Source organism: Knoellia aerolata DSM 18566, assembly GCF_000768695.1.
Lineage (GTDB): Bacteria > Actinomycetota > Actinomycetes > Actinomycetales > Dermatophilaceae > Knoellia > Knoellia aerolata.
Window position 1 is genome coordinate 15,941 of record NZ_AVPL01000033.1, and the last position, 25,369, is coordinate 41,309.

Annotated in this window: 10 protein-coding genes; all 10 read right to left on the reverse strand. The window is 72.4% G+C overall.

The features are described from left to right. Nucleotides 1–9: 9 nt before the first annotated feature. Nucleotides 10–6,363, reverse strand: coding sequence for an Ig-like domain-containing protein (locus N801_RS12160; RefSeq protein ID WP_035938135.1), 6,354 nt, complete (start codon nucleotides 6,361–6,363; stop codon nucleotides 10–12). A gap of 115 nt (nucleotides 6,364–6,478) precedes the next feature. Further along, complete coding sequence (locus N801_RS12165; RefSeq protein WP_035938137.1) at nucleotides 6,479–12,868, reverse strand: Ig-like domain-containing protein; 6,390 nt, start codon at nucleotides 12,866–12,868, stop codon at nucleotides 6,479–6,481. After that, on the reverse strand, nucleotides 12,865–15,273 hold the full coding sequence (locus N801_RS12170; protein ID WP_035938139.1) for a transglutaminase family protein: 2,409 nt from the start codon (nucleotides 15,271–15,273) through the stop codon (nucleotides 12,865–12,867). Before N801_RS12170 ends, N801_RS12165 begins: the two co-directional genes overlap by 4 nt. After that, nucleotides 15,270–16,901 carry a DUF58 domain-containing protein gene (locus N801_RS12175; RefSeq protein WP_035938140.1) on the reverse strand — a complete coding sequence of 544 codons (1,632 nt, stop codon included), beginning with the start codon at nucleotides 16,899–16,901 and terminating at the stop codon, nucleotides 15,270–15,272. Before N801_RS12175 ends, N801_RS12170 begins: the two co-directional genes overlap by 4 nt. Nucleotides 16,902–16,903: 2 nt before the next feature. Continuing rightward, nucleotides 16,904–17,872: an AAA family ATPase gene (locus tag N801_RS12180; protein WP_035938142.1), complete on the reverse strand. Its 969-nt coding sequence runs from the start codon at nucleotides 17,870–17,872 to the stop codon at nucleotides 16,904–16,906. A gap of 380 nt (nucleotides 17,873–18,252) precedes the next feature. Further along, nucleotides 18,253–19,173 carry a hypothetical protein gene (locus N801_RS12185; protein ID WP_035938144.1) on the reverse strand — a complete coding sequence of 307 codons (921 nt, stop codon included), beginning with the start codon at nucleotides 19,171–19,173 and terminating at the stop codon, nucleotides 18,253–18,255. A 367-nt stretch (nucleotides 19,174–19,540) separates the two neighbouring features. After that, nucleotides 19,541–22,399 (reverse strand): immune inhibitor A domain-containing protein, encoded by a 2,859-nt coding sequence (locus N801_RS12195; protein WP_035938147.1) that lies wholly within the window; start codon nucleotides 22,397–22,399, stop codon nucleotides 19,541–19,543. A 112-nt stretch (nucleotides 22,400–22,511) separates the two neighbouring features. Next, nucleotides 22,512–23,204, reverse strand: coding sequence for a hypothetical protein (locus tag N801_RS12200; protein ID WP_035938149.1), 693 nt, complete (start codon nucleotides 23,202–23,204; stop codon nucleotides 22,512–22,514). Between the two features lie 4 nt (nucleotides 23,205–23,208). Then, nucleotides 23,209–24,696, reverse strand: coding sequence for a serine/threonine-protein kinase (locus tag N801_RS12205; protein WP_035938151.1), 1,488 nt, complete (start codon nucleotides 24,694–24,696; stop codon nucleotides 23,209–23,211). Then, nucleotides 24,693–25,369, reverse strand: a 677-nt coding sequence (locus N801_RS12210) for an FHA domain-containing protein (protein WP_211254725.1), incomplete at its 5' end; no start/stop codon positions are given. The genes N801_RS12205 and N801_RS12210, both read right to left, overlap by 4 nt.

Genomic DNA, 25,369 nt, shown 5'->3' on the forward strand with positions numbered 1-25,369 from the left:
CAACCCGGCCTAGCGTCGGACCGTCCTGGTGACGTCGGGGCTGCCCGCTCTCGACATCGTGATGACGAGGTCCCCGCCCTTGGCCTCGACGAAGTAGTTGCCGCCCCACGTGTACCCGTTGCCGGCCGGCCCGACGTTGACCTTGCTGGCGCTGGTGAAGCTGCCGCTGTAGCCCTTGTGGTTGAAGTTGATCGTCCACGACGTGTTGCCGGGGAAGTCGCGGATGTCGAAGTCGATGTAGTTCGCGGCGCTGAACCGGACGTTGTAGATCTCGGGGTTCTTGGGCTCCGGGACCGTCGTCGCCCGCACGCCCGTGGTCGCGCCGCTCCAGCCGTCCACGCTGTGGGCCCGGACCCGGAGGCCGTGCTCCTCCGAGTAGCCGAACGTCTGGCTGTGGCTCTCGCGGTTGTCCGGCGCACGCCAGTTGCCGCCGTCGGTGCTGATCTGCACCTGGTCGATCGGTCGACCGTTGGTCCGCAGGTTCCACCGCCAGGTGATGGTGCGGCCGTTCACCGAGGCCGACACGTTGGTGGGCTCGAGGGTCGGGCCGTACGGCTGGACCTGGCCACTCGTCGCCTCGCTGGACTCGCGGCCGCCGGTGTTGACCGTCCTGGCCTTGATCGTCAGCGGGTCGATCCCCATGTTGGGCAGCGTGAACGTCACGGTCGTCCCCGGCGCGCACCCGCACGCGTGCGTGCCGGACTTGCCGCCGCCGCGCCACCGGATGGCCTGGAAGGCGCCCGCGCGCGGCTGGCCCACCTGCACGCTGACCACGACCGACTTGTCGGGGTTGGGCGTGCTGGCACCCACGCTCGGGTTGCTGGGGACGCCGACGGACGTGTACGTCCACGGCGTGCCCTGGGGCGACTCGAGGTCGGCGCCGTTGGTGGCGGTGACGGAGTAGCCGTAGCGCCGCCCGTCGTAGGGGATCGTGTCGCCGAGGGTCCGCGTCTGCGCACCCACACGGCCGATCTGCGTCCAGCCACCGCCGTCGACGTTGCGGTAGACGGTGTAGTGCTTGAGCGGCGGACCGTTGGGGTTGGTCTGCTGGTTCCACGAGACGGTGATCGACTCGGAGTCGAAGCCCGCGCCCGGTCCACGCGTGGCGCCGTTGACGCCGGACACCGCCGGCGGGGTTCCGGCCGACTGCATCTGCACGGCGGGGCCGAACGGTCCGGCGCCGGCCTTGTTCCAGGCCTGGACCGCGACCGAGTACGGCGTGTTGTTGTCCAGGCCCGTGGCCGCTGCCCTCGTCGCCGTCCCCGCCGCCTGGACGGTGCGCGCGGAGGCGCCCGAGCTCGTCGGGACCAGCCGCACGACGTACTTGGTGATCGCCGAGCCCTTGTTCGGGGCGGGTGACCACCCCACGGCCAGGGTGCCGTCGCCCCGGCTGAGCATCCCCACGCCGGAGGTCGCCTCGGGCTTGGTGTCGGGCTGCACGACGTTGCTCGCGGCGCTCGGGGGGCTGTCGCCGACCGCGTTGCTCGCGACGACGGTGAAGGTGTAGTCCTTGCCGTTCGTCAGGCCGGTGACCGTGCACGGCGAGGAGGTGCACCGCAGCGGGCTGCCACCGCCCCACCGGACCGTGTAGTGCGAGATCGTCACGCCGCCGTCGTAGCCCGGCGCCACCCAGGAGACCCGGGCCTGGCCGCCGGCGATCCGGTCGGCCACGGCGCTGACGCCCGTCGGTGCGGTCGGCTTGCCGCGCATCGTGATGGTCACCCGGCCGGCGGCCTGCCGACCCGGGCCGTCGGCGACGAGCAGCGACACGGTGGCGTTGGGGCTGGGCTGCGAGGTCGCGCGCAGGGTGAGGGTGCAGCCGCTGCGGGAGACCTCGATGCCGGTGCCGCTCTCGAGCTGGGCGGCGGCGATCGAGCACGACGGCTTCTCGAGCGGCGAGTCGAGGTAGCGGCTCACGTCGATGGACTCGGACTCGCCCTCGTTGAGGCCGTCGACGCGGATCGGTCGCAGGCGCGGCTGGCCGACCACCGGCAGCGGCTTGCCGTCGGGGCCGAGACCGGCTCCCGCACCGGCCCCGGCGGCATCGCCGTCACCGGCACGACCCAGGACGCGCACGGGGAACGTCACGGACGGCATACCGGGAGAGGTCACGGAGACCGCACCGGTGCCCGAGGGCGCGCGCCCACCCGCGCTGAGGGTGACGAGCCGCCCGCCGCTCTCGGCCTGCTGGAGGTCGGCGCCGTCGGGCTGGGGCTCCCACTTCGCGGTGAACTCGAAGTCGTCGAGGGCGGTGCCCACCGGGAGCCACGCCCGGCAGTACGTCGGGATGTCGACCTCGCGCGCGCGGCCACCGGCGGCGAGGACGATGGGCGCGTCGGGGCAGCGCAGCAGCGGCACCTTCGGTCCGACCTGGACCGGGACGGAGACGTATGCCGTCCGCACGTCCTTGTCGTCTCCGCTCTCCTGGTCGCTCACCTCGAGCATGAGCGCGGCCGGGCCGATGTAGCCGCCGCGGGAGGTGAGCCGCACCGCGTCGCTGCCCTCGGCCTCGGCCTCGGCGGAGACGAACTGTCCCGGGGAGGCCGAGACCGTCGCGGCGGCCGTGATGCCGATGACCTTGTTGCGGGGGGACTTGACGTAGTCCCTGAGCGTGACGGTCCTCGTCGAGTCCTGGTCCATCTCGATGAGGGCAGCGTCGACGACGAAGGGGGCGCCCTTGTCGCCCGGCGGGACGAAGATCAGGGCCATCGCGCGGGCCTCGTCCTCGTCCTCGATGACGTAGGGGACGGTGTGCGCGTGGTCGAGGAGGGTGACCCGCACCTTGCCGGCCTCGATCCTCGCGTGCGGGGAGAGGACCTCGACGACCTTGAGCGTGGCCGGGTCGGAGTCGATGTCGGTGTCGTTGACGAGGGCGTCGACCAGCGCCGTGGTCTCACCGGCCGCGGGCTTGGCGACGTCGTCCTGGGCGATCGGCGGGTTGACGAAGCCGACCTGGCCGCGCACGAGCAGCGTCGTGCGGGACGGGTCGAAGATCCCGTTGTCGATGCCGTAGACGAACTGGTGGGTCGCGGCGTCGGGCTGGGGGGCGACGGTCGAGATGGTGTCGTCGTCCTCGTCGACCGTCCACTGCTTCTGGGTCGCGCCGGGGTTGAGGTCCTCGTGCTCCATGCGGACCGCGTCGCCGCGGGCGATGAGGTCGTTGCGCAGGACGTGCGCGGTGACCTTCTTGCCGGGGGCGGCCACGACCTCGTCCTCGACGGCGACCGGGGGCTGCGGGTCGCCGGGGCGCACGACGCCGACCCGGACGAACGCCTGGCTCGTCGCGCCGAACCGGTCCTGGACCTCGTAGCGGATGAGCTCGGTGCCGGCCGAGTTCGGGTAGCCCTCGTAGCGGATCGTCGACGGGCCGACGGAGACCACGCGGCCGTGGGTGAGGTCGAGGGCGTCCGCGTCCTTGCCGACGATGCCGCGCAGCGTCACCGAGTCGCCGTCCGGGTCGACGCCGGTCGCCGGGATGGTCAGCGTGACCGACTCACCCGACGTCACCGACCCGGAGAAGCTGCGGGCGATGGGCGCCTGGTTGGGCGTGGTCCGCGTCGGGAGCGGGTTGACGGTGACGGTGAGGCGGCCGGTCTTGGCCCGCTCGGGTGCGCCCTCGGCGTACGCGGCGTACTCGATGACGACGTCCTTGGGCGCGGTCAGGCCGGCGAACTCGGGGACGTAGCGGACGAGGTTGCCCGAGGCGAAGGCCCGGGCCTCCCCGCCGCCGACGACCTTGACGCTGTCCGGGGCGAGCACGAGCGGGATGCCGTCGGCCATCGTGTCGTTGTCGAGCACGCCGACCGAGACGCTGTCGCCCTCACGGACGGTGGCCCGGTCGTCCTCGACGGTCGGCGACGCGCCGGGGAGCGGCGGGCGCTGGACGACGTTGATCGTTCCGGTGGTGCGCTTCGTGCCGTCGCTGATCGCGTACTGGACGGTCCCCTGCCGGCTGCCCTCCCCGCTGATCGGTGACGGCTCCAGGGCCTCGATGCGGACCCACCGTCCCTGGTAGACCGTCGCCCGCAGCCACGTGCTGTCACCGGCCACCGTCGCGCTCTGGGTGACGATGACGTCGGCGCGCGGGCTGTAGTCGTTGGCGAGGGCGTCGATCATCGACGGCGCCTGGTCGCGCAGCGAGGCGCTGTCGGGCACCGCGACCGGCGGGGCCTCGGGGTCGCCCGGCTCGACGACGTCGATCCGGATGCGGCCGGGGCTGACCGTGCCGCCGGACTGCGCGGCATACGCGAGCTCGGTCGTCCCGAGGCCGTTGGGCGTCACGGTGACGACGCCGGTCGTGAGGTTGGTGTCGACGTCGAGGGGGCCGGAGGGAGCGACCTCGCCGGCGAGGCGCATGCGGGCGTCCGGGTCACCGGGGTCGGCACCGGGGATGTCGTTGCCGAGCGGCTCGAGCTGCACCGGCTTGCCGAGGACGGCGCGCACGACGTCGGGCTGGGTGCGGGGCGGGACCGACGTCGGTTCCGCCAGGTCGAGGACCGTGAGGTCGATGTCGCCGCGGGTGCTCTGGCGGCCGTCGGTGACGGCGTACTCGACCGTCGCCGGCCCCGGCTTGACCGGCGCGGTGACGCCGACCCGGCTCTGGCCGTCGATGACGGTGGACGGGTCCACGGCGTCGACCGTGAGCGGGTCGCTCTCACCGTCCCGCCAGTCACCGAGCACCGAGGCCGAGACCCGGCCGCCGGAGACGACCGGGTAGGTGGTGCGGGCGAGGTCGGCCTTGCCGTCGCGCACGCGAGGCGGGGTGTTGATCTCCTCACCGACGACGGTGAGGACGATCCGGGCCGCGCCCTTCTGCTTGGCCTTGCCGTTGCTCACCTTGTAGGAGAGCGTGATCGTCGACGAGGACGGGTTCGCCGGGACGGTGACGTCGACCGTCTGCCCGTCGCTGGAGACCGACGCAGTGACGTCGGACGCGCTCGGTGCCGTGAGGTCCTTGGGGTCGATCGCGAGGATGGAGCCCTTGGCGTCGGTGTCGTTGTCGAGCGGGTGGATCTTGCTCGTGCGACCGGGGCGGACCCGGAGGTTGTCCGGCATCGCCTTGGGCGGCTGGCTCACCTGCTGGTCGTCGACGACGTTCTCGTCCTTCTTGTCGTTGTCGTCGTCCTTCTTCGTCGGCGGGATGAGCGAGTCCCAGTTGTCGATCTTCTGCTTCGTGGAGTCGAGGTCCCACAGCTCGCCGGTGTCGAGGTGGTTGAGGACGATGTTGCCGCGGTTGACCCGGAAGGCGACGCCGTCCCGGACGACACCCTTGCTCGCGTCGCCGAGGGCACCGGCGGCCACGGCGTCGGTGCGGCCGCAGTTGGCGCCGTAGAAGACGTTGCCGGTCTCGGCCCACGCTGCGTGCAGGCAGCCGCGCAGCACGACCGGCCGCGTGACCAGCGGTGGATCGACCGAGCGGTTGGCCTGGTCGCGCACCTCGACGCCACCGACGTCGGCGGCGTCGCCACCGCTGAGCCGCACCGCCCGCGCTGCCGTCGCGTTGGCGATGACGACCGTGTCGGCCTTCGCTCCCGGCTGCTGGAGGGCGGCGTATGCCGGCCCGTCGCCGAGGGCTGCTCCTGCGCTGACCGGCTCGTCACGCCCCTCGACGTGCAGCTCATCCTTGCTGGGGTCGTAGAGGACCCAGGTGTCGCCGACGGCCGTGAGGTCGAGGAGCGCGGCGCGCACCGGAGTCGCCACCGTGACCGGCTTGGCGAGCCCGTCGCCCGTGGGCGCGATCGTCAGCACCGTGCCGGTGGCGCCGGAGGCGGCGATGACGCCTCCCCTGGTGTCGACGGCGATGACGGCGTTGCCGCCGATGGTGGCCAGCGGCTTGGTCGTGGACCCGACGCCCTCGAGGGAGGTGATGCCGTCCCTGGTGTCGACGCGCTGCGCCCACACCTTGCCGGTCTTCGGGTCGACCGTCGCGATGGTGCCGCCGCGCAGGTCGACCGTCGCCGGGGTGAACTGGCCGGCCTTGGCCGGCAGCGGCGCCGGGGCGGCTGCCCCCGACTCCTCGGACGTCGCGGTGCGCACGTCGATGGGCAGGAGGGTGTTGCCCGTCGCCACGCCGACGACGGCGGCGCCGTCCTGGAGGATGTCGACCTTCGAGCCGTCGGCCAGGGCGGTGGAGACCCCGGCGTCGAGCTGGCGGGCCTGGGTGTTGAGCCGGCCGAACTTGGCCTGGGCCGACGACGAGACCCACACGCCGCCGTCGCCGACGTCGGCCTCGTGCACGGTGGAGCCGCTGCTGGTCACGGCGGCATACGTCAGGAGGGACGCCGCGATGGCGACGACCCCGACGGAGGCGACCCCCCGCCGTCCCCGGGGCGCGACCGCGACCCGACGTTGACCCTGCTTCATGACCTGACCCCGCTCCAGGGGGCGGTGTCAGCCCCACCCCGACGCGAGCCAGTTTCGCACGCGCCGGCGCCGTTCGGGATGGGGAGGACTCCCCGGCGCATGACGCCGATCCGGATCAGAACGGCACCCACGGCGAGTAGACGTCCTGGCTGCCGTTCCACAGGTGCATCCGGACCTGGCCGACGCCGCCCCGGGCGAAGAGGCAGTAGCGCGGCATCGAGTAGCCGTTCCCCGAGCCGTCGATGTTCGCCGTACGGGTGGTGGAGTTGCCCGCTCTCTCGGACTCGCACACCGCGTTCCAGGACGTGTTCGGCGGGAAGTCACGGACGCTGTAGTTCACCTTGGGGCAGGTGGAGGTACGACACGTTCCCACACCGGCCGGGTCGTTGTACTGCTCCGGGCTCGGCCCCACGTTGTAGATCTGGGGCTGGGGTGGGTTGTCGGTGCGCCGCGTCATCTGCAGGACCGGCGACTCGCCTCCGGCGGAGTACGCCCGGATGTTGATGGTGAGGTCCTGGGCGAAGTTGCCGCTGGCGCCGATCGACGTGATCGGTTCACCGTCGTGACTGGCGGCACCGGTGACGACGACCCGGGTGACCGGTCGGCCGTTCGTGGGCAGCGTCCAGTTGTAGGTGACGTTCCGTCCCGAGGTCGAGCCACCGTTGGGGTCGGGCCGCGGGGTGGGGCCGTAGGGCTGGACCTGGTTGCTGCCACCGGACGGGTTCGACGAGCGGGTGCCGTTGTCCGTGGTCACGGTGAACGTCTGTGGCGAGGTGCTCAGCTGGCTCGTCGTGATGGTGACCTGGCCGCCGGCGGGACAGGACCCGCACGGGAAGGTGCCGCTGGCACCCCCCGACGAGCGCCACGTGACGGACGTGAAGCCGCCGGACCGCGGCTGGCCGAGGCTCACCGTGAGCCGGACCCGCTCGTCGTTGTCCGGCGTCGCGGCGCTCACCGACGGCGTCGACGGCTGGCCGATCGACGTGAACGACTGCGGGTTGGTCTGCGGTGACGTGAGGTCGGCGCCGTTGGTGGCGGTGACGACGTAGTCGTAGCGGCGGCCGTCGTAGCGGACCTGGTCGTTGGTGCTGGTCGTCCCCGGTGCCGTGGTCCTGATCGCCGCCCAGCCCCCGCCGTCGACCCGGCGGTGCACCGTGTAGTTCTTCAGCGGCGGCCCGTTGGGACGGGTGGTGTCCCAGGTGATGGCGATGGAGGCGAGGTCCTTGTTGGCGCCGACACCGTCCGGGGCGAGCCTGAGGCCGGTGACCGCCGGAGGTGTGCCGGCGGACTGCATCGTCACGGCCGGGCCGAAGGGCCCGGGTCCGGCCTCGTTCCACGCCTGCACGGCCACGGAGTACTGCACCTCGTTCTCCAGGCCCGTGACCGGGATCCGGTTCGCGGGGGCCGCCACCTCGACCGTCCTCGCCGAGCCACCGGCGGCGAGGGGGACGAGCCGCACGACGTACTTGGACACGGCACTGCCCTTGTTCTCGGGCGCTGACCACTGGATGGTCAGCGAGCCGTCGCCACGGCCGGCCATCGTGACACCGGGCACCGGCCCGGGCTTGGTGTCCGGTCGGGCCGCGGTGCTCGGGCCACCGGGGTCGGACTCGCCGACGACGTTCGTCGCCGTCACGGTGAAGAAGTAGTCCTTGCCGTTGGTGAGGCCGTCGATGGTGCACGGCGAGGCGGTGCAGTCGAGGCTGCCGGCGGACCCGCCGGTCCACGAGGCGGTGTAGGTGCGGATGGGCGCGCCACCGTCGTAGCCCGGCGCGGACCAGCTCACCCGGGCGCGGCCACCGGCGGCCCGGTCGGCCTGGGCGGCGACGGCCGTGGGCGCACCCGGACGACCGAGCATGGTCACGGCGACGGCGCCGTTGGCCGAGCGGTTGGGCCCGTCCGAGACGGTGATCGAGACGCGGCCGGTCGGGCTGGGCCGCTCGCCGGCGGAGACGGTGAGGAGGCATCCGTCGCGTGTCACGGTGAGGCCCTCGCCGCTGGTGACGGTGGCCGCGGTGAGGGTGCAGGAGGCGTCGCGCAGCGGGGAGTCGAGGTAGGAGCGGACGTCGACCTGCTGGCTGTCACCCTCCTGGAGCCCGTTGACCGAGATCGGTCGCAGGCGCGCCGCTGGGAGCGTCGCGTCCGGGCCACCGGCCGAGGCCTGGGCCTGGGCCGGGGCACCGATGACGGTGACCTTGACCGGCGCGGTGAGGTCGGAGCCCTTGGCGCCGATCCGGAGCACGCCCTCGCCGGAGCGCGCGTTGCCGCCGGCGCTCAGGGTCACGGTGCGGCGGCCCGCACCCGACTGCTCGAGGCGGACGTCGTCGGCCTCGCGCTGCCAGGAGGTCGTGAACTCGACGTCGTCGAGCGTGAGGCCGACCGGAAGCCAGGCGCGACAGAGGGTGGGGATGTCGAGGGTGCGCTCGAGCCCGCCGGCGATGAGCGAGACGGCGGACGTGGGGCAGCGCAGCAGCGGGACCTTGGGGCCGATCTGCACCGGGATCGAGACGTATGCCGTGTGGACGTCCTTCTGGTCGTCGCTCTGCTGGTCGGTCACCTCGAACATCACGCTCGCCGGGCCGACGTAGCCGCCCGAGGAGGTGAGGGTGAGGCTGCCGTCGGCGTCGGCGGTCACGGCCAGCCTGGACCCGGGCGCGGTGGAGATCGTGCTGGCCGACGTGATGCCGAGGACCCGGGACTGCGGCGACCTCACGTAGTCGCCGAGGCGCACGGTCCGGCTCGCGTCCTTGTCCATCTCGATGACCGACCCCTCGACGACGAACGGGGTGCCCCCGCTGCCGCGCGGCACGTGCACCACCGCCATGGCGCGCGCGCCGTCCTCGTCCTCGATGACGTAGGGGACGCTGTAGGGGTGGTCGAGGATCGCGACCGAGACCTTGTTGCCCTCGATGCTCGCGTTCGGGGAGAGCACCTCGACGACCTTGAGGGTCGCGGGGTCGGAGTCGATGTCGGTGTCGTTGGCGAGGACGTCGGTGACCGTGGCCGTCTCACCGGGCCTGGGCTTGGCGATGTCGTCGAGGGCGGTCGGCGGGTTGAGCCAGCCCTTCTGGCCGCGCACGAGCAGGCTGGCGCGGGACGGGTCGAAGAGCCCGTTGCTGATGCCGTAGACGAAGTCGTGGACCGGGGCGCCCTCGTCGGGGACGGTGGTCGTCACCGTGGACTCGTCGACGTCGACCTTCCACTGCGACTTCTCGGACGAGGGGTTGAGCTCCTCGTGCTGGAGCTCGACGGCGTCGCCACGGGCGATGAGGTCGTTGGCGGTCACCGCTGAGGTGACCGTCTTGCCCGGCGCCGCGGTGACGGTGTCGTCGACGGCGACGGGGGGCTGCGGGTCACCGGGGGCGACGACGCCGACCCGGACGAAGGCGCGGCTGACCGCGCCGAACCGGTCGACGACCTCGTAGTTGATGACCTCGGTGCCGCTGGACGTGGGGAAGGACTCGTAGCGGATCGTCGACGGCCCGGTCGACACGACGCGACCGAGGCGCAGGTCGACCGCTCCCCCGCCGGTCCCGACGACGCCCACGACACCGACGGTGTCGCCGTCGGGGTCGACACCGGTCGTCGGCACGGTGATGGTGAGCGGGTCGCCGGCGGTCACCGACGAGGAGAAGCTGCGGGCGACCGGAGCCTGGTTGGGGACGGCCGTCGACGGCAGCGGCGTGACGCGGACGGTGAGGCGACCTGTCTGCGCGCGCTCGGGCATCCCCTCGGGGTGGACGGCGTACTCGACGGTGACGAGCTGCTCGGTCCTGAGGCCGGTGGCCGCCGGGACGAACCGGATGACGTTGCCGGAGGCGAACGCCGTCTGCTCGGCGCCCCTGCCGAGGACCTTGACGCTGAGCGGGTCGAGGCGCAGCGGGATGCCGTCGGCCATGGTGTCGTTGTCGAGGACGGGAGCGGCCACGGTGTCGCCCTCGCGCACGACCGCCTTGTCGTCCTCGACGACCGGGTCGAGGTCGCGCGCCGGCTTCTGGGTCACCGACAGCTCACCGGTGGCGGTCTTCGACCCGTCGCTCACGGTGTAGCGGATGGTCCCGCGGCGGGTCGAGTCCGCGGCGGGACCGGCCGGGTCGAGCGCGACGACGCGGATCCAGCGCCCCTGGTAGATCGAGGCCCGGAGCCAGGAGTCCTCGCTCGTCGCGGTGCTCACGCCCTGGGTGACGAGGACGTCGGCGCGTGGGCTGTAGTCGTTGGCGAGCGGGTCGACGAGGGTCGGCGCCTGGTCGCGCAGGGTCGCGGTGTCGCCCACGGCGACCGGCGGGGCCTCGGGGTCGGCGGCCTCGATGACGTCCACCCGGATGCGACCGGGAGTGACACCGCCACCGACCTGGGCGGCATACGACAGCTCGAAGCTGCCGGGGCCGCTCGGGGTGACGGTGACGACGCCGGTGTCGCGGTTGCTGTCGACGGTGAGGTTGGCGACGGCCCGCACGTCGCCGGCGAGGTGCATCGAGTCGTCGGGGTCACCCGGGTCGGCTCCGGAGATGTCGTTGCCGAGCGGCTCGATCTGCAGCGACTTGCCGACCACCCCGCGGATGACGTCGGGCTGGGTCACGGGAGGTCGGGCGCGCGTCTCGGTGAGCGCGACGACCTCGACCGGCACCGCGCCCTTGGTCTGGCCGCCGCGACCGTCGTCGACGACGTAGTCGACGTCGCCCTTGCCGGCCACGGGCGGCGCGAGGTAGGCGATCCGCCCCTGTCCGTCGATGCTCAGCCCGTCGCCGTCGACCGAGGCGATGACCGGGTCCGACTCCGGGTCGCGCCAGTCGGCGATGACCGGGACGCTGAGGCGCTTGCCGGCGAGGACGGGGTATGCCGTCCTCGCGAGCGTGGCCTGGCCCTCGCGCAGGAAGGGGGCGTTGTTCGTCTGGTCGGCGACGACGGTGACCTTGACGGCCGCGCGGGCCTTGGCCTTGACCTTGCCGTTGCCGACGAGGTAGGTGAACTGGAACGGCGTGTTCGACCCGGCGGGGACGGTGACGTCGATGCTCTGACCGTCGGCCGAGACCGAGGCGCGCACGTCCGGGTCGGAGACGGCACTGACGTCGCGCGGGTCGATGGCGAGGACGGAGCCGGCCGCATCGGTGTCGTTGTCGAGGACGTGGAGCTTGCTCGTGCGCCCGGGACGGACGGCGAGGGTGTCGGGCTTGGCGGTCGGCGGCTGCTGCGCAACCGCGTCGTCGACAACGTTCTTGTCCTTCTTCTTGTTGTCCTCGTCGCGCTGCGGCGGCGGGATGAGGGCGTCCCAGTTGTCGATCTTCTGCTTGTCCCGCTCGACGTCCCAGGCGCTGCCGTTGTCGAGGTCGTTGAGGGCGACGATGCCGCGGTTGACGCGGAAGGCGACGCCGTCGCGCAGCGGGGTCTCGCTGACGTTGTCGATCGTGCCGGTCGGGACCGGCTGCTCGCGGCCGCAGTTGGCGCCGTAGAAGACGCGACCGGTCTCGGACCACGCACCGTGGACGCACCCGCGCAGGACCACCGGGTGGGCGGGCAAGGGCACCGCGCCGCTGCGGTTCACCCGCTCCTCGATCTCGATGCCGCCGGTCGGCGCGCCCCCGTCGAGGCGCACCATCCGCAGGCCGTTGCCACCGGCCACGGCGACCGCGTCGGCGCCCGGTCCGGGGAGCTGCACCGCGGCATACGCCCGCTCGCCCTCGGCGGAGGCGAAGCCGGCGGCGACACCCTCGGTGCGGCCGCTGCTGTGGAGCGCGTCGCGCTCGGGGTCGTAGACCGCCCACGCGGAGCCCACCGCCGTGACCTGGAGCTGGGAGCCCTTGGCGCCGCTCTGCTCGGTCACCGGCTTGGCGAAGGCCTCGGCGGTCGGGCGGATCGTCGTGACCGTGCCCTTCTGGCCGGACGCGACGTGGATGGCGCCGTCCTCACCCACGGCGAGGACCGCGTCGGCGCCGACCGTGGCGAGCGGCTTGGCGCCGGTGGCCAGGCCGGAGAGGTTCTCGACGCCCTTGCGGGTGTCGACGTGCTGCGCCCAGACCTTCCCGGTCCTGGGGTCGACCGCGGCGAGGACGCCGGCGCGCAGGTCGACGAGGGTCGGGGCGACCCGGCCGGGCGCACGGGTCGGGACCCCGGGCGCGGTGGCCGTCTCCTCCCGGAACTGCGCGGTGCGGACGTCGATGGGCTGCAGCTGGGCGGTCGCCCGGGACCAGGCGATGACGGCCATGCCGTCCTGGAGGACGTCGAGGCCGGAGCCGGGGGCCACGTCGGCGGCGACGCCCGCGTCGAGCTGGGCGGCGGCCTTGTTGAGCCGGCCGAACTTCGCCTGCACGTCGGAGGTGATCCACACGCCGCCGTCACCGACGTCGGCCTCATGGACGGTCGCGCCCTGGGAGGTCACGGCCGCGTAGCCGATGGTCGCGCCCGCGAGGACGACGACCATCGTCGACGCGACGCGCCCCCGGCTGCGCCCGCGCCGCGACGAGCGCGACAGGGAGGCGGGGCGAGCGGGACGGCGGAAGGGCTTCACGCGGATCCTTCGGCGCCACGGGTGCCGCGCATCGAGGTCAGGGAGGGCAGGGAGGGCAGTCGCGAGCCGGACCCACGGGGGCGGCGGTCGCGCTCGAGGAGGGGGCGCACGCTGAGGTCGGAGCGCAGCCGGCGCCACCGCGAGACCGAGCCGCGCAGCTGGCGGCGCACGTCGTCGGCCTCGGCGAGCAGGGCGGTCGCCACCTCGGGCTCGGGGTCGCCGGGACCGAAGACGGCGGCGTTGGCGCCCACGGCGATCGGCCGGGCCGTGGCCGTCTCGGGCAGGGAGGCCGCCTGCTCGAGCCGGGTCGCACGCTGGGGGACGGCGATGCCGAGGCTGCGGGCGTCGCTGACGAGGTCGCGCCAGACCCAGGCGGCACGCGACGCGGTCGGACCCGTCGTGGCGTGCCGGCGTCGGCGCCTCGCCTTGAGCCAGCGGATGAGGCCGTAGGCCGCGAAGGCGAGGAGGACGGGCAGGACCAGGGCGAAGACGAGGAGCTTGAGCCACAGCGGCCAGGCGCCGATGTCGAGCGGGTTGCGCTTCTTCTTCTTGATGTCCGTGGCGTTCTGGGCCTGGTCCGGTCCCTGGAGGACCGAGGGCGGGTTGACCCCGGCGGGCGGGGGCACCTGCGCGCCGACCTTCTGCTCCTCGGACTTCAGCTGCTGCTCGTTGGGCTTCTTGTTGCGGTCGGGCAGGAAGGTCGACGGGAGGAGGGCATGCCACGTGCCGTTGTCCTGCTGGACCTCGACCCAGGCGTGGACGTCCTTGCCCTTGACGACGCCGCCGGACCCGGGGATGGCCCCCATGACCACGCGGGTCGGGATGCCGATCCGGTTGCCGGCGAGGGCGAGGGTCGCGGCGTACTGCTCGTCGTTGCCGGCAAGCTGGGTCGAGCCGACGAAGCGGCCGAGGCGGCCGAGGCCGTGGCCGGGGAGGTAGACCTTCTCGTAGGAGTTGGCGGTGCCGCCGTCGGTGTAGGCGCCGTCCTGGGTCATGACCTTGGCGACCGCGGCGAACTTCTCCCACGAGCTGCCGGCCTGGCCGGACCAGGCGTCGAGCTTGGCGTCGAGGAAGCTCGTGTCCTCCGCGAGCGCACCACCGCTCGCGACGTCGAGCTCGGCGGGCATCGTCGTCGAGACATCGTCACCGAGGACGGTGTCGAACGAGTAGGAGTCACCCGGCCGCACGAGCGCGGGCACGACCGCCGTCTCGGTGGCGGTGTTGAGCCACAGCGCGTCGGCGAGCTCGTCGCCGCGGGCGCCCTCGAAGCGCACCCCCGTCGTCGACCCGGCGAGCGGGAGCCAGGCGCCGTCGTAGCCGCCGTCGGGCACGGTGACCGTGGCCGTCGCGGTCGTGCCCTGGGTGCGCGGGGCGATGCGCGAGCCGACCTGCTGGTACGGCGTGCCGTCGGTCGCCCGGTCGGCCGCGCCCCAGACGAGGCCGTCGTAGCTGTCGAGCGTCGCGAAGCGGACCGGGGTCCCCTCGGGCAGCCCGGTGACCCTGAGGATCTCGGTGTCGAAGAGGTCGGCGGAGTTGGGCTCGGTGTAGCGGCGGAAGCCCGACAGTGGGCTGGTGAACTGCGCGACGTCGTAGGGCGGGGTGAGCTGCGTGCGCACGACCGCGCGGGCCGAGCTCTCGTCGGTGCCCGGCAGGAACTGGCCGAGGAAGGTGCCGGCGAGGGCGGCGACCGTGAGGAGCACGAGGCCGGTGACGGCGCGGGCCTGGCGCCCGGCACCGTTCTGCATCGCCGCGCGGGTGCGGCCGGCGCGCACGACGAGCCAGAGGATGAGGACGAGGGCGAAGAGCACGCCCTGGACGAGCTTGGCCGCGGGCTGCTGGGTGCCGAGCGCGATGCTCCCGACGAGGAGCAGGACGGGCACCACTGCGGCGGCGCCGACCCCGGCGAAGCGCCGGGCCACGCCGTAGGCCGCGGCCGAGCCGAGCAGGCCGGTGACCCACGGGAGCGCGACGAGCGGACCGCGGGCGTCGACGGGCGGGAGCAGCGTGAGCCACTCCTTCCACCCGGTCACCGGCGCCACGGCGAGGTCGGTCAGCGTCTGCAGGCTGGGGATGACCCCGGCGACGAGGTCCCCGCGGACGGCGAGGGGCCCGCCGAGCAGGAAGTGGGTCGCGAGGAGGACGAGGGTGGTGAGGAGCAGCGACCAGGTGCGCACCGTCGCCACGTGGGCCACGGCGGCGCCGAGGACGACGCCGGCCCCGGCCGCGAGCACCCACTCCCACCCGATGAAGCCGGTGCGGAACCCGACGAGGGCGATGGCGACGAGGACGAGCGCGAAGGCGAGGTCGACGAGGGCCGGGCGGGACGGCATACGGAGCAGTGCCGGACGGTCCGGGCGCGGTCGGGACACTCGCTCGCCGGAACGAGCGGGGGCGTAGGTGTTCATGCCAGGGCTCCACTGAAGAGGACGCGGCGCAGGTCGGTGAGCTCGCGCACCGTGAGGATGGTCAGCCCGCCCGCGTGGCGGACACCGACCTGGGCGTCGGGGTCGATGACGAGGGCCACCTTGATGACCTCGACCTCGAACTGGGCGAGGGCCCGCTGGACCTGGATGAAGGGACGGTGCGAGCCGGTGACGAGGATCGCGACGCTGGCGTCGGGGGCGAGGGCGGCGGCGTCACCGGACGCGGCGAAGACGTCGATGGCCCCGATGCCGGCGCGGGCGAACGTGTCGAGGGTGAGCGCCGCGGTCGAGCGCGAGATCTGCTGGTCGTGGCAGACGACGGTGGTGTCCTGCTCGTCGAGGATCGAGCGCAGCGCCAGCGAGGCGGCGCACGAGATGGCGAGCTCGACGGCCTCGTCCTCGCCGGTGTAGACCTCGGGCGAGGTGTCGACGACGACCGCGAGGTGCGAGCGCCGGGTGTCGAGGAACTGGCGCACGAGCAGGCGACGGTGCTTGGCCGTCGAGCGCCAGTGGATGTAGCGCCGGTCGTCGCCGGGCTGGTACTCGCGCAGGGCGTGGAAGGCGAGGTCGGACATCGACAGGTCGGGGGTCACCTGGCCCTCGAGGTCGCGCAGGAGCCCGGCGCCGAGCGGCTCGAGCGACGTCGTCAGGGGGTGCACGAAGAGCTCCGTCCGCTCGGTCCACTCCATCGTGCGACGGACGAGGCCGAGGGGGTCGCCGTGCACGGTCGTCGCCGGGCCGACCTGGATGACGCCGCGGCGCTCGGTGGGGACGACGAAGAGCTCCTCGTGCGACTTGCCGGAGCCGAGCGAGGGGAGGGTGAAGCGGGCGGCGGAGCGGCCGACGGGCAGCTCGACGAGCAACGGCAGCATCCCGCGACCCGAGAGGTTGCGGACCTCGATGCGTCCGGTGGCGGGCTCGCCCACGGTCACCCGCGTCGGGTCGACGTCGGTGCGGATCTCGACCTTGGCGTGGCCGACCGCGAGCGCGACGCAGGCGAGAAAGAGGACGAGGCACGCGACGGCGATCATCGCCAGCTCGGTCCACTCGTAGCGGCTCGCGAGGAACCACGCGAGCAGGCCGAGGAGGCAGACGGTCCAACCGAGCGCCGACACCCACGCGATGGTGCGCAGGACCGGGCGCCAGACCGGCTCGGAGCGCTCGGCCAGCGGGCGGATGCGATCGCCGGTGAGGTCGAGCAGGCGCGCGCCGGTCTGGGTGATCGCGGTCGGGATCTGCACCCGGGGCAGGGTGATCGTCGGGAGCTCGGGGCGACGACGGGTCGAGCGGCTGGCGGGGCTGGCGGGGCCGGTGGAGCCGCCCGCGGCCGCGCCCCGGGGCTCGACGTCGTGCCGGCGCACCGACTGGGTGTCGTCGTCGGACGAGCGCCGACCCAGCAGCGCGCGCCAGCGGGACCCCCCGGTGGCGGTGGCCCCGGAGGACCGCCGCCGGCTCGGCTGGTCCTGGGCGGGCCGCACCTTGAGCGAGGACCGGGAGACGGTCGAGTCGTCCTGGTCCACGGCCGTGCCGGGGGTCGACGAGGACGACCCGCGCAGGTCGGATCGTCGGATCGTCGCCGACTCGTCGTCGGGGCCCCCCTGGTCGGACATCGTCAGGCGACGCGCTCGGTCGGGGGTGCGACCTCGCCGAGGATCTGGCCGATGACCTGGTCGACGGTGATGCCCGCGAACTGCGCCTCGGCGGTGACGAGGAGGCGGTGGTTGAGGACGGGGTGCGCGAGCAGCTTGATGTCGTCGGGGATGACGTGGGTGCGGCCCTGGCCGATGGCCCAGGTCTTGGCGCACCGGATGAAGGCGAGGCAGCCACGCACGGACAGGCCGAGGCGGACGCTGACGTGGCGGCGGCTCTCCTCGGCGAGGCGCGAGACGTACTCGAGGATCGCGTCGTCGACATGCACCTCGTCGGCGAGCTCGGCCATGTCGAGGACGACCTGCGAGGTGACGACCGGCTCGAGGGCCTTGGTGCGGTCACGGGTCTTCGCGTCGCGCAGGACGCGGACCGTGGCCTCGTGGTCGGGGTAGCCGAGCGTGGTCTTCATGAGGAAGCGGTCGAGCTGGGCCTCGGGCAGGCGGTAGGTGCCGGCCTGCTCGATGGGGTTCTGGGTCGCGATGACCATGAACGGCTCGCCGACCTCGTGGCGGACGCCGTCGACGGTGACCTTGCCCTCCTCCATGACCTCGAGGAGCGCGGACTGCGTCTTCGGCGAGGCGCGGTTGATCTCGTCGGCGAGGACGATCGTCGCGAAGATCGGGCCCTTGTGGAACTCGAACTTCTTGATGTTGGGGTCGTAGATCGTCACGCCGGTGACGTCGCTGGGCAGGAGGTCGGGCGTGAACTGGATCCGGCTGTTGGTCCCGTGGACCGTGCTCGACACCGCACGGGCGAGCTGGGTCTTGCCGGTGCCGGGGAAGTCCTCGAGGAGGAGGTGCCCTTCGGAGAGCATGCAGGTGAGGGCCAGGCGGATGACGTGCTCCTTGCCGAGCACCGCCTTGTCGACGTTGCTGACCATCGCCTCGAAGGTCGTGGTGAACCAGGCAGCCTGGTCATGGGTGACCGTCATCGGGTCCGGGTCCTCTCGTCGGGTGGCGTGAGGCGGCACCGTTTCCCGGCCGACGACCACGTGGTCCCGCGCCGGGTGGCGCCACCCCCCATGGGTGCTTCGGCACGCGGCGCACCCTCTCGGTGTGAAGAAGTGACGCGTATGCCGAGTCGCATGCTACCGGCTGCCGCCGGCCTCCCACCCCCACGCTTCCGCGGAAAAGGAGGTGGTTGAACCCTCACCTTTTCGTGCGCCCCAGCGTCCGCAACCCTGGTCCGAAACCCGACCACCTCTGCGGACGCACGCGGGGAGACCGACGCCAGCGTCCGCAACCCTGGTCGCGAACCCGACCACCTCTGCGGACGCACGCGGGACGAGCGCGCGTATGCCGTCCGCTCCCGTCAGCCGGACCAGCCTCGGCTTCGCAGGAGGGCAGCGAGCGAGGTGAAGAACGGCTCCGGGTCGACCCGCAGGGTCAGGACCGACAGGGGAAGAGCGGCTTCGCCCCGTGTCTGGAGGTCGGCGAGCCGCACCTCGTCGCGCATCGAGGTCACCAGGTGGTCGTGGCCGACGCCGTTGACCTCGACGCACACGCCGAACCGGTCCCAGAAGGCGTCGAGGACCGCGCCCCCTGTCGACAGCCGCCGCCGTACCTGGCGGGACGGCTCGGGCAACCCGCGGAGGCGGCACTCGGCAGCGAAGTCCAGCTCGTTGAGCGAGTGCACGCCGAGGAGGAGGTCCGCGGCCACGGCTCGCAGCATCGCCCGGAACTCGTGCCGGGCGACGCGGTCGAGCTCGGCGACGAGGTCCTCGGCACGAACGAGTCGTTGCTGCAGCGGCATGACGAGACAGAGTGCGGCCTGGCGGCGGGACACCGCCCACAGGGCAGCCTGGACCGCCGCCACGGGTGCCGTCGACCGACGGATGCCCACGCTCGTGCAGTCTCCCGCGCCCCAGCGGCGCGTCTCGTGCAGGACGATCCCGTCGGGGAGGTCGCGGCCGTCCTTGGTGAAGCTCTTGCTCACCCAGATGTGCGTGCGTGGCTCGTCGAACCCGGTCAGCCCGTGGGCCTGCAGCGCGGTGACGCCACCCAGCCGAGAACCGGGGCCGACGCGCACCAGCGCCGCCCGCCACGCCTGTTCGCCGACCAGTGGACCCGTGTGCAGCACCACGCCCTTCGCGCCGATCGGTCGCCAGTGGCCGGCCCGGATCATGCTGCGGCGCAGCGAACGACTCACCCCCGCCGTGCGGAGCTCGGCCAGGGTTGCCACCCCGTCGAGCTCGAGGCAGAGCCGCCCCGCCACCTCGCTCCGGTTCGTCATGACGGCAGCGAATCGCCTCCGCGCGGAATCCACCATCTCCGACGACCCGGGCTGTGGACGGATGGAACGCCCGAGTCGAGCTGTGGACGATCAGGCCGCTGGCCGGCATACGCCAGCGTCCGCAACCCTGGTCGACAACCCGACCACCCTTGCGGACGCAATCCCGAAGAGCGACCCCAGCGTCCGCAACCCTGGTCGACAACCCGACCACCCTTGCGGACGCAACCCCGAAGAGCGACCCCAGCGTCCGCAACCCTGGTCGACAACCCGACCACCTCTGCGGACGCAAAGGTGAGGGCGGCGTGACACGGCATCGGGCCCGCATCCCCGGAGAGGGATGCGGGCCCGATGACTCGGTGCGCCCTGACTACTCCGCGCTGGGCGGGGTGATCTTGATGAGGGCGGCCGTGTTGCCGCTGAACGCCTTCGCGACGTCGACGATGGTTCCGTAGCCCACTCCGTCGTCGGCCGGGTTCCCGGAGCCGAACGGCCCGAGCCCGATGTCCAACCCGTCGTAGTCCGGAAGGCGGTTGCCTTCCAGGTCGTACAGCGGCGTGGAGTACTGCTGGTTGCCCACCGACGGGACGACCGTGGAGGCGTCGCGGTCACGGTAGAACAGCGCACCGTCGGACTCGCGCAGCGCGAACCCGGGCACCCAGCCGAGGTCGTCGGTGAAGGTGCTCACCGGCGCCTGGGCCGCGAGGTCGGTGCAGACCTCCGTGTACGAGCCCGTCGGGGTGAGGCACTCCCTGAAGGGGTACGTCCTGCCCAGGCCGAACGCGGCGTTGGACGACTGGGCCCGGGACGGGATGACGTTGAGCGTGGACGGATCGAGTGCAGCCGCCGCACCCGTGCGCTGAAGCGGGTTGAAGTGGCTGTCGACGATGAGCAGTCCGCCCTTCGCACCGTAGCTCGGCAGGGCCGCCTCGTTGGTGGTGACGTGGTTGGTGTCGCCGTACGAGGTGTCGCGGTACCAGACGAGCGCACCGGGAGCGTTGTACTTGATCTTCTCGACCTTCCACGCACCGTCCTCACCCAGCTTCTGGTAGGTCGAGTCGTAGGCGTACTTCAGGCCCTCGTCGAACCCGTCGAAGTTGCGCCACTCCACCATGTAGTACTGAGCGCGAGAGCTCGAGCCGGTGTCGATGACCCAGCCCGCACCCAGGGCACTGCCGTCGACCCACGTGCCCCTGGTGGCCGTCCAGCCGGCGGCGCCGCCCTCGACGTCGTCGGACCACGTCGTGGCTCCGCCGCCGGTGACCGCGAAGTCGTCGGCGAACCAGCCGCGCTCGGTGAACGCCGCATCCGTGGCCTGCATGAGCCGGACCTGGACCGTCTGACCGGCCCACGGGGACAGGTCGATGTAGTCGTGCCGCCAGCCGTGGCTGTCACCGGTCAGCGCGTTCTTGCGGTTGCCGAAGGTGGCGAGGTTGCCGTTGGGGTCGGGGTAGGTGTCCGGGGTGGTGACGAGGGCGCCGGCCTCGTCGAACACCTTCTGCGGAGTCCACGTGGCACCACCGTCGGTGGAGACCTCGACGAAGCCGTAGTCCCAGTCGACCTCGATGACGTAGTTGTTCCACATCCAGAACTTGCTGTCAGCCGCGTTCGGGACGTCGACCGACCTGGACAGGGTGTTCATCGCCCAGCTCTGGTCGTTGTTGCCCCACCACATCTTGGCGCCGCTGTGCGGAGTGGCCAGGGTCTGGTCCTTGTTCGGGAGGTTGACCTTGACCCCGTCGGCCGAGCCCACGGGGGTCCGGCTCGTCTGGCCGACCTTGACGGCCTTGGGGTCGTCACCCGGGTTCATCTGCACCGGGTCGGCCCAACCGAGGACCCACTTGTCCCAGATGCCCATGTGGGTCGGCATCGACTGGAAGACCGGCCCCGAGTGCGAACCCGAGCTCATGAGGTCCCAGAAGTCGACGTCGGACTCGCCGCCGCCGGAGGTGTCGTAGAGGTCCGGCAGACCGAGGTCGTGGCCGTACTCGTGCGCGAACACGCCGACACCCGAGTCCTCGGGCTGGACGATGTAGTTGGACAGGCGCAGGTTGGTGCCGGGCACGGGTGCGCCGCCGGCCACCGCCGAGGAGTGCGCCCAGATGGCGTAGGGGCCCTCGGCTCCGCCGCCACCGGACTTGTCCTCACCGGCGTGGACGAGGACGACGTGGTCGATGACACCGTCCGGCTCGAGGAGGTTGCCGTCACCGTCACGGTCGCCCTGGTCCTCGACGTCGTAGTCGGCCCACGGGAAGTTGGGCTGCGCGTCGGAGAGCGCCTTGACGGCGTCGATCGGCAGCTGGCCCGGCCCGAGCGGGTTGTCCGGGTGGCCCTGCATGTCCTGGACGCGCGTGAACTCCCACTCGCCCTCGGCGTTCTGGAAGCACTGCGTAGCGCCGTACCAGCCCTCGGAGTGGGGGACCGTGATCCACGGCGTCGCCGCACCGCTGACGGTGTAGGCGCCCTTGGACATCTCCTCGTACATGTTCTTCATCGTGTAGCCGGAGATGTCGATGCCGGGCTTGCCGTCGGGACCGGTGAGGTCGGGGCGGACGCGCTCGGTGATGCCGGTCTTGGTGTAGAGCATCTTGTTGAAGTGCTCGGACGAGAAGTCCCTGACCCACATCGAGTTGTTGTCGGCGAGCTCACTGCCGGCCGGGTTGGGGATCTGGTTGTGCGTCGGTCCGTTCTGCACGGTGCCGGGCACACAGGTCGCGCCGTCGTAGCCGTCGGGGACCATGACGCCGGTGAAGTCGTCGTTGGCCTGCTCGCTGAACTCGACGAGGATGGTGAGGAGCTTGGCCTCCTGGGTGGTCTTGGCCTGCTTGAACTTCTTGGCCTTGATCGCCTTCGGGCTCTTGCCGGTCCTGATCGCCTCGGCCTCGAGCTTGGCGAGCTGCCTGGCAGCGACCGGGTTGCCCTGGCTGTGCTTGCGGTCGAAGGCCTTGGCCTTGGCCAGCGACTTCTGCTGCGCGGCGATCTTCTTCGTCGCCGCCTTGTCGCCCAGCTTGGCGGCCTTGTCCTGCGCGAACTTCTCCTCCAGGCGCGGAGCCACATAGTTGATGTAGCCGGCGGTGGAGTCGGCGCCCGCTGGGGCGGCGGTCACCTCGGGGGTGGGGTTCGCCGCCACGGACGCCGACCCGACGGTCAGTCCGGTGGCAGCCAAGGCGAGCGCGGGCACGACGGCGAGCGAGCGCCACCGTGTCCTGGGAGATCTGCGTAGGGTCATGTTTCTCCTCAGGGAACCGGGCAAGGGGCCCAGACGTCCGTGCGCCATTGCACGAACTTCTGTGCATCCTGCTCCTGAACTGCCTAGGAGGGAAGGACTAGTTCGGAAATGATCAGTCCAGAAGGACCAGATCCGCCTCGGTCACCATGCGGGTCGACAGGGCGTGCTCGACGAGCCGCGACTTGCGGTTGCTCGCGAGCTTGCCGGGGCCCCCGTGCAGGCCACGGGTGCCGGCGTCGGCAAGCTTCTGGCAGACGTTGTCGAGCTTGCGGTTGAACTTGGTCGTCGTCCACCCCAGCCGGGCCGCGGCCTGGGCGGAGGACGGGATCTGGCCCTGACCGGCATACGTCGTCCGCAAAAAGCTCTCGCACAGCGCGACGACGAGCAGCTTCTGGTCCGGGGTCATCGACACGCGGCCGACGGTCGTCTCACCCGGGGAGTCCTCGGACTCGAGCTCGGGCTCGGTGACGATCGAGGTGAAGGTCGCGTCGTCGACGGTGATGTCGAAGTCGTAGGTCGTCGGGCCGGCCGTGAACCACACCGTGAACGCCTCGAGCGCGAGCGGGATGCGGGCACCGGGCGAGAGCCACGCCTGGAAGAGGCCCTGGCGGTCGCCGACGGTCGCGGTGAGGTTCGAGCCGACGTTGGTGAGCCACCACAGGTCGTGCTCGCGGTGGACCTGGAGGAAGACGCGGTGCAGGTAGGGGTTGTCGTCGATCTCGACGTCGGCCACCCGGCCGATCGTCAGCGGGGCGTCCTCGGACGCCTGGAACTCCTCACCGCAGAACTCCACGGTCACGGACATCGCGTCACCCTCCGGTCAGGCACTTGACGGCCGAGTAGGCCGAGGACGCGCCGGCCGCGCGCGCCACCGCGACCTGGGCGCAGACGACCTGGCCGTTCGCCGCCTTGACGGTGTGGGGCAGCGCGCGCACGGTGAGGACCTGCGCCTCCGGCACGGCGGCCTCGCTCGCGGCCGCGCGGACCCGGTAGTAGTCGCCCTTGCGGACCCCGGCGTACTGCCACGTGAACGCGACGCCGCCCGGGACCGTGCGCCCGTCGATGAGGGGCTGCTCGGGGAGGTCGACGACCGGCCCACCGCCACCGACGGTCGCGGAGGCGGAGGGAGCGCCGGTCGAGGCCTCCGTGGGGTCGTCGCCCCCGCGGAACCCGACGGCCCAGACGAGGGCGCCGACGAGGATGAGGACGAGCACGCCGACCCCGGCGAGCAGGGCGCCGCCGCTGATCGTCGCCGGCTGGGTCTCGTCGTCGACGCCGGTGTCGGCCGTGGGGTTCGCGGCCGGGCTCGGCGTGAGGGCCTGCGGCGAGGTGACCCTGGGGGCGCGCACGCTCGTGCGGTCGGGGTCGGGCTCCTCGGGGTCCGCGCGGCTCGTGCTGTCGGCGACCGTCGTGTGCCCGGACTCGTCGAGCACGACGATCGGGGTGCGCGCGAACCGCTGCTCCTGCTCGATCGCCTGGAGCCCGCGGGCGAGGTCGATGGCGGTCTGCGGGCGCGCGTCGGGCTTCTTGGCCATGGCGTGGCCGAGCAGCCGCTCGAGACTGACCGGCACGTCCGCCCGCCCGGTCTGCGGCACGGGGGTCGCGCGGATGCGCGGCATGAGGGCGTATGCCGAGTTGTCGCCTCCCGGTTGCTCGAACGGCGAGCGCCCGACGAGGAGGTGCCACAGGGTCGCGGCGAGCGAGTAGACGTCGCTGCGGGCGTCGCCGTTGCTCTGCCCGTAGAGGACCTCCGGCGGGGACCACGGCACCGAGACGCCGACGTCCTCGTCGTGCTCCTCGGGGCCGAGCGCGCGGCCGGCGATGCCGAAGTCGGTGAGCCCGGGGGCGCCGTACTGGCTGATGAGCACGTTCGCCGGCTTGACGTCGCGGTGGATGATGCCGGCCCGGTGGGCGGTCTCGACGGCGCTGGCCAGCTGGATGCCGGTGCGCAGGACCTCCTCGACGCTGAGCCGCTCGCGCTTGGCGCGGGTGGCCAGGTTGGGCGGCGGGTAGTACTTCATGACGAGGTACGCGCCACCGTCGGCGAGCTGCTCGCTGCGGAAGACCTGGACGATGTAGGGGTGGTCGGCGAGCTGCGCCATCGTGTTCGCCTCCTCGACGAACTGGCGCAGGATCGACGGGGTCAGGCCCTCGCGCTTGAGCACCTTGACCGCGACCGGCATCCGCGGCTGCTGCTGCTCGTAGAGGAAGACGTCGGCGTAGCCGCCGGAACCCAGCGGCTGGCGGTAGACGAGCCCGGGGATCTCCGGGGGCGTCCCGGGTGCTGCTCGGGTCACTCGGAGACCTCGTAGGTCAGCGAGACCTCGTCGGCGAGCGTCACGACGGCCCCGGGCTCGATGCCGAAGTCCTCGGTGGGGCGAAGCCGGACCGGCTCCTGGCCGGGGAGGGTGACCGTCGTGCCGTTGGTCGAGCCGAGGTCGCGCACGAGGACGTGCCAGCCCTCGAGGATGACCTCGGCGTGGTTGCGGGAGATGTCGTTGTCCTTCGACGCCAGCCGCACGAGGTGGGGACGGCTGCTCGGGGGCAGGTCGGAGTTCACCTTGGGCGCGCGGCCGAGGAGGATGCCGCGGTCCAGGGGCACCTGGCCGCCGGCCGAGACGTGCAGGACGCCGAGCTGGGGCCGCGGGGTCTGGAACGGCTGCTGCGTCGGGATGTCGCGGTCGCACACCCGGCAGGCGCTGGCGTGTGGCGACGAGTGGTGGCCGGCCGGACAGAGGACGGCGAGGACGATCGGGCTGTCCGCCGGTCCGTCGAGGCCGGGAGTGAGGGCGCTGCGGTCCATCGTCACGTCGGTCGCCGCGGCCGCGGCTGCGGCGGGCGCTGCGGGTGCGGGGTCGTCCGCCGAGGTCTGCTGGAACGGTGCCGGGCCGGTCATGCCCCAGTTGTCGGGACCGGTGGGGCCGTCGGCCGGTGAAGGGGCCGGCTCGGACGGCACGGGCGGCTCGGACG

What these genes read in the sequence shown, in the direction of transcription:
- N801_RS12160 (WP_035938135.1), bottom strand. Translation starts at nt 6,363, where the DNA reads ATGAAGCAGGGTCAACGTCGGGTCGCGGTCGCGCCCCGGGGACGGCGG.
- N801_RS12170 (WP_035938139.1), bottom strand. Translation starts at nt 15,273, where the DNA reads ATGAACACCTACGCCCCCGCTCGTTCCGGCGAGCGAGTGTCCCGACCG.
- N801_RS12175 (WP_035938140.1), bottom strand. Translation starts at nt 16,901, where the DNA reads ATGTCCGACCAGGGGGGCCCCGACGACGAGTCGGCGACGATCCGACGA.
- N801_RS12180 (WP_035938142.1), bottom strand. Translation starts at nt 17,872, where the DNA reads ATGACGGTCACCCATGACCAGGCTGCCTGGTTCACCACGACCTTCGAG.
- N801_RS12185 (WP_035938144.1), bottom strand. Translation starts at nt 19,173, where the DNA reads ATGACGAACCGGAGCGAGGTGGCGGGGCGGCTCTGCCTCGAGCTCGAC.
- N801_RS12195 (WP_035938147.1), bottom strand. Translation starts at nt 22,399, where the DNA reads ATGACCCTACGCAGATCTCCCAGGACACGGTGGCGCTCGCTCGCCGTC.
- N801_RS12200 (WP_035938149.1), bottom strand. Translation starts at nt 23,204, where the DNA reads ATGTCCGTGACCGTGGAGTTCTGCGGTGAGGAGTTCCAGGCGTCCGAG.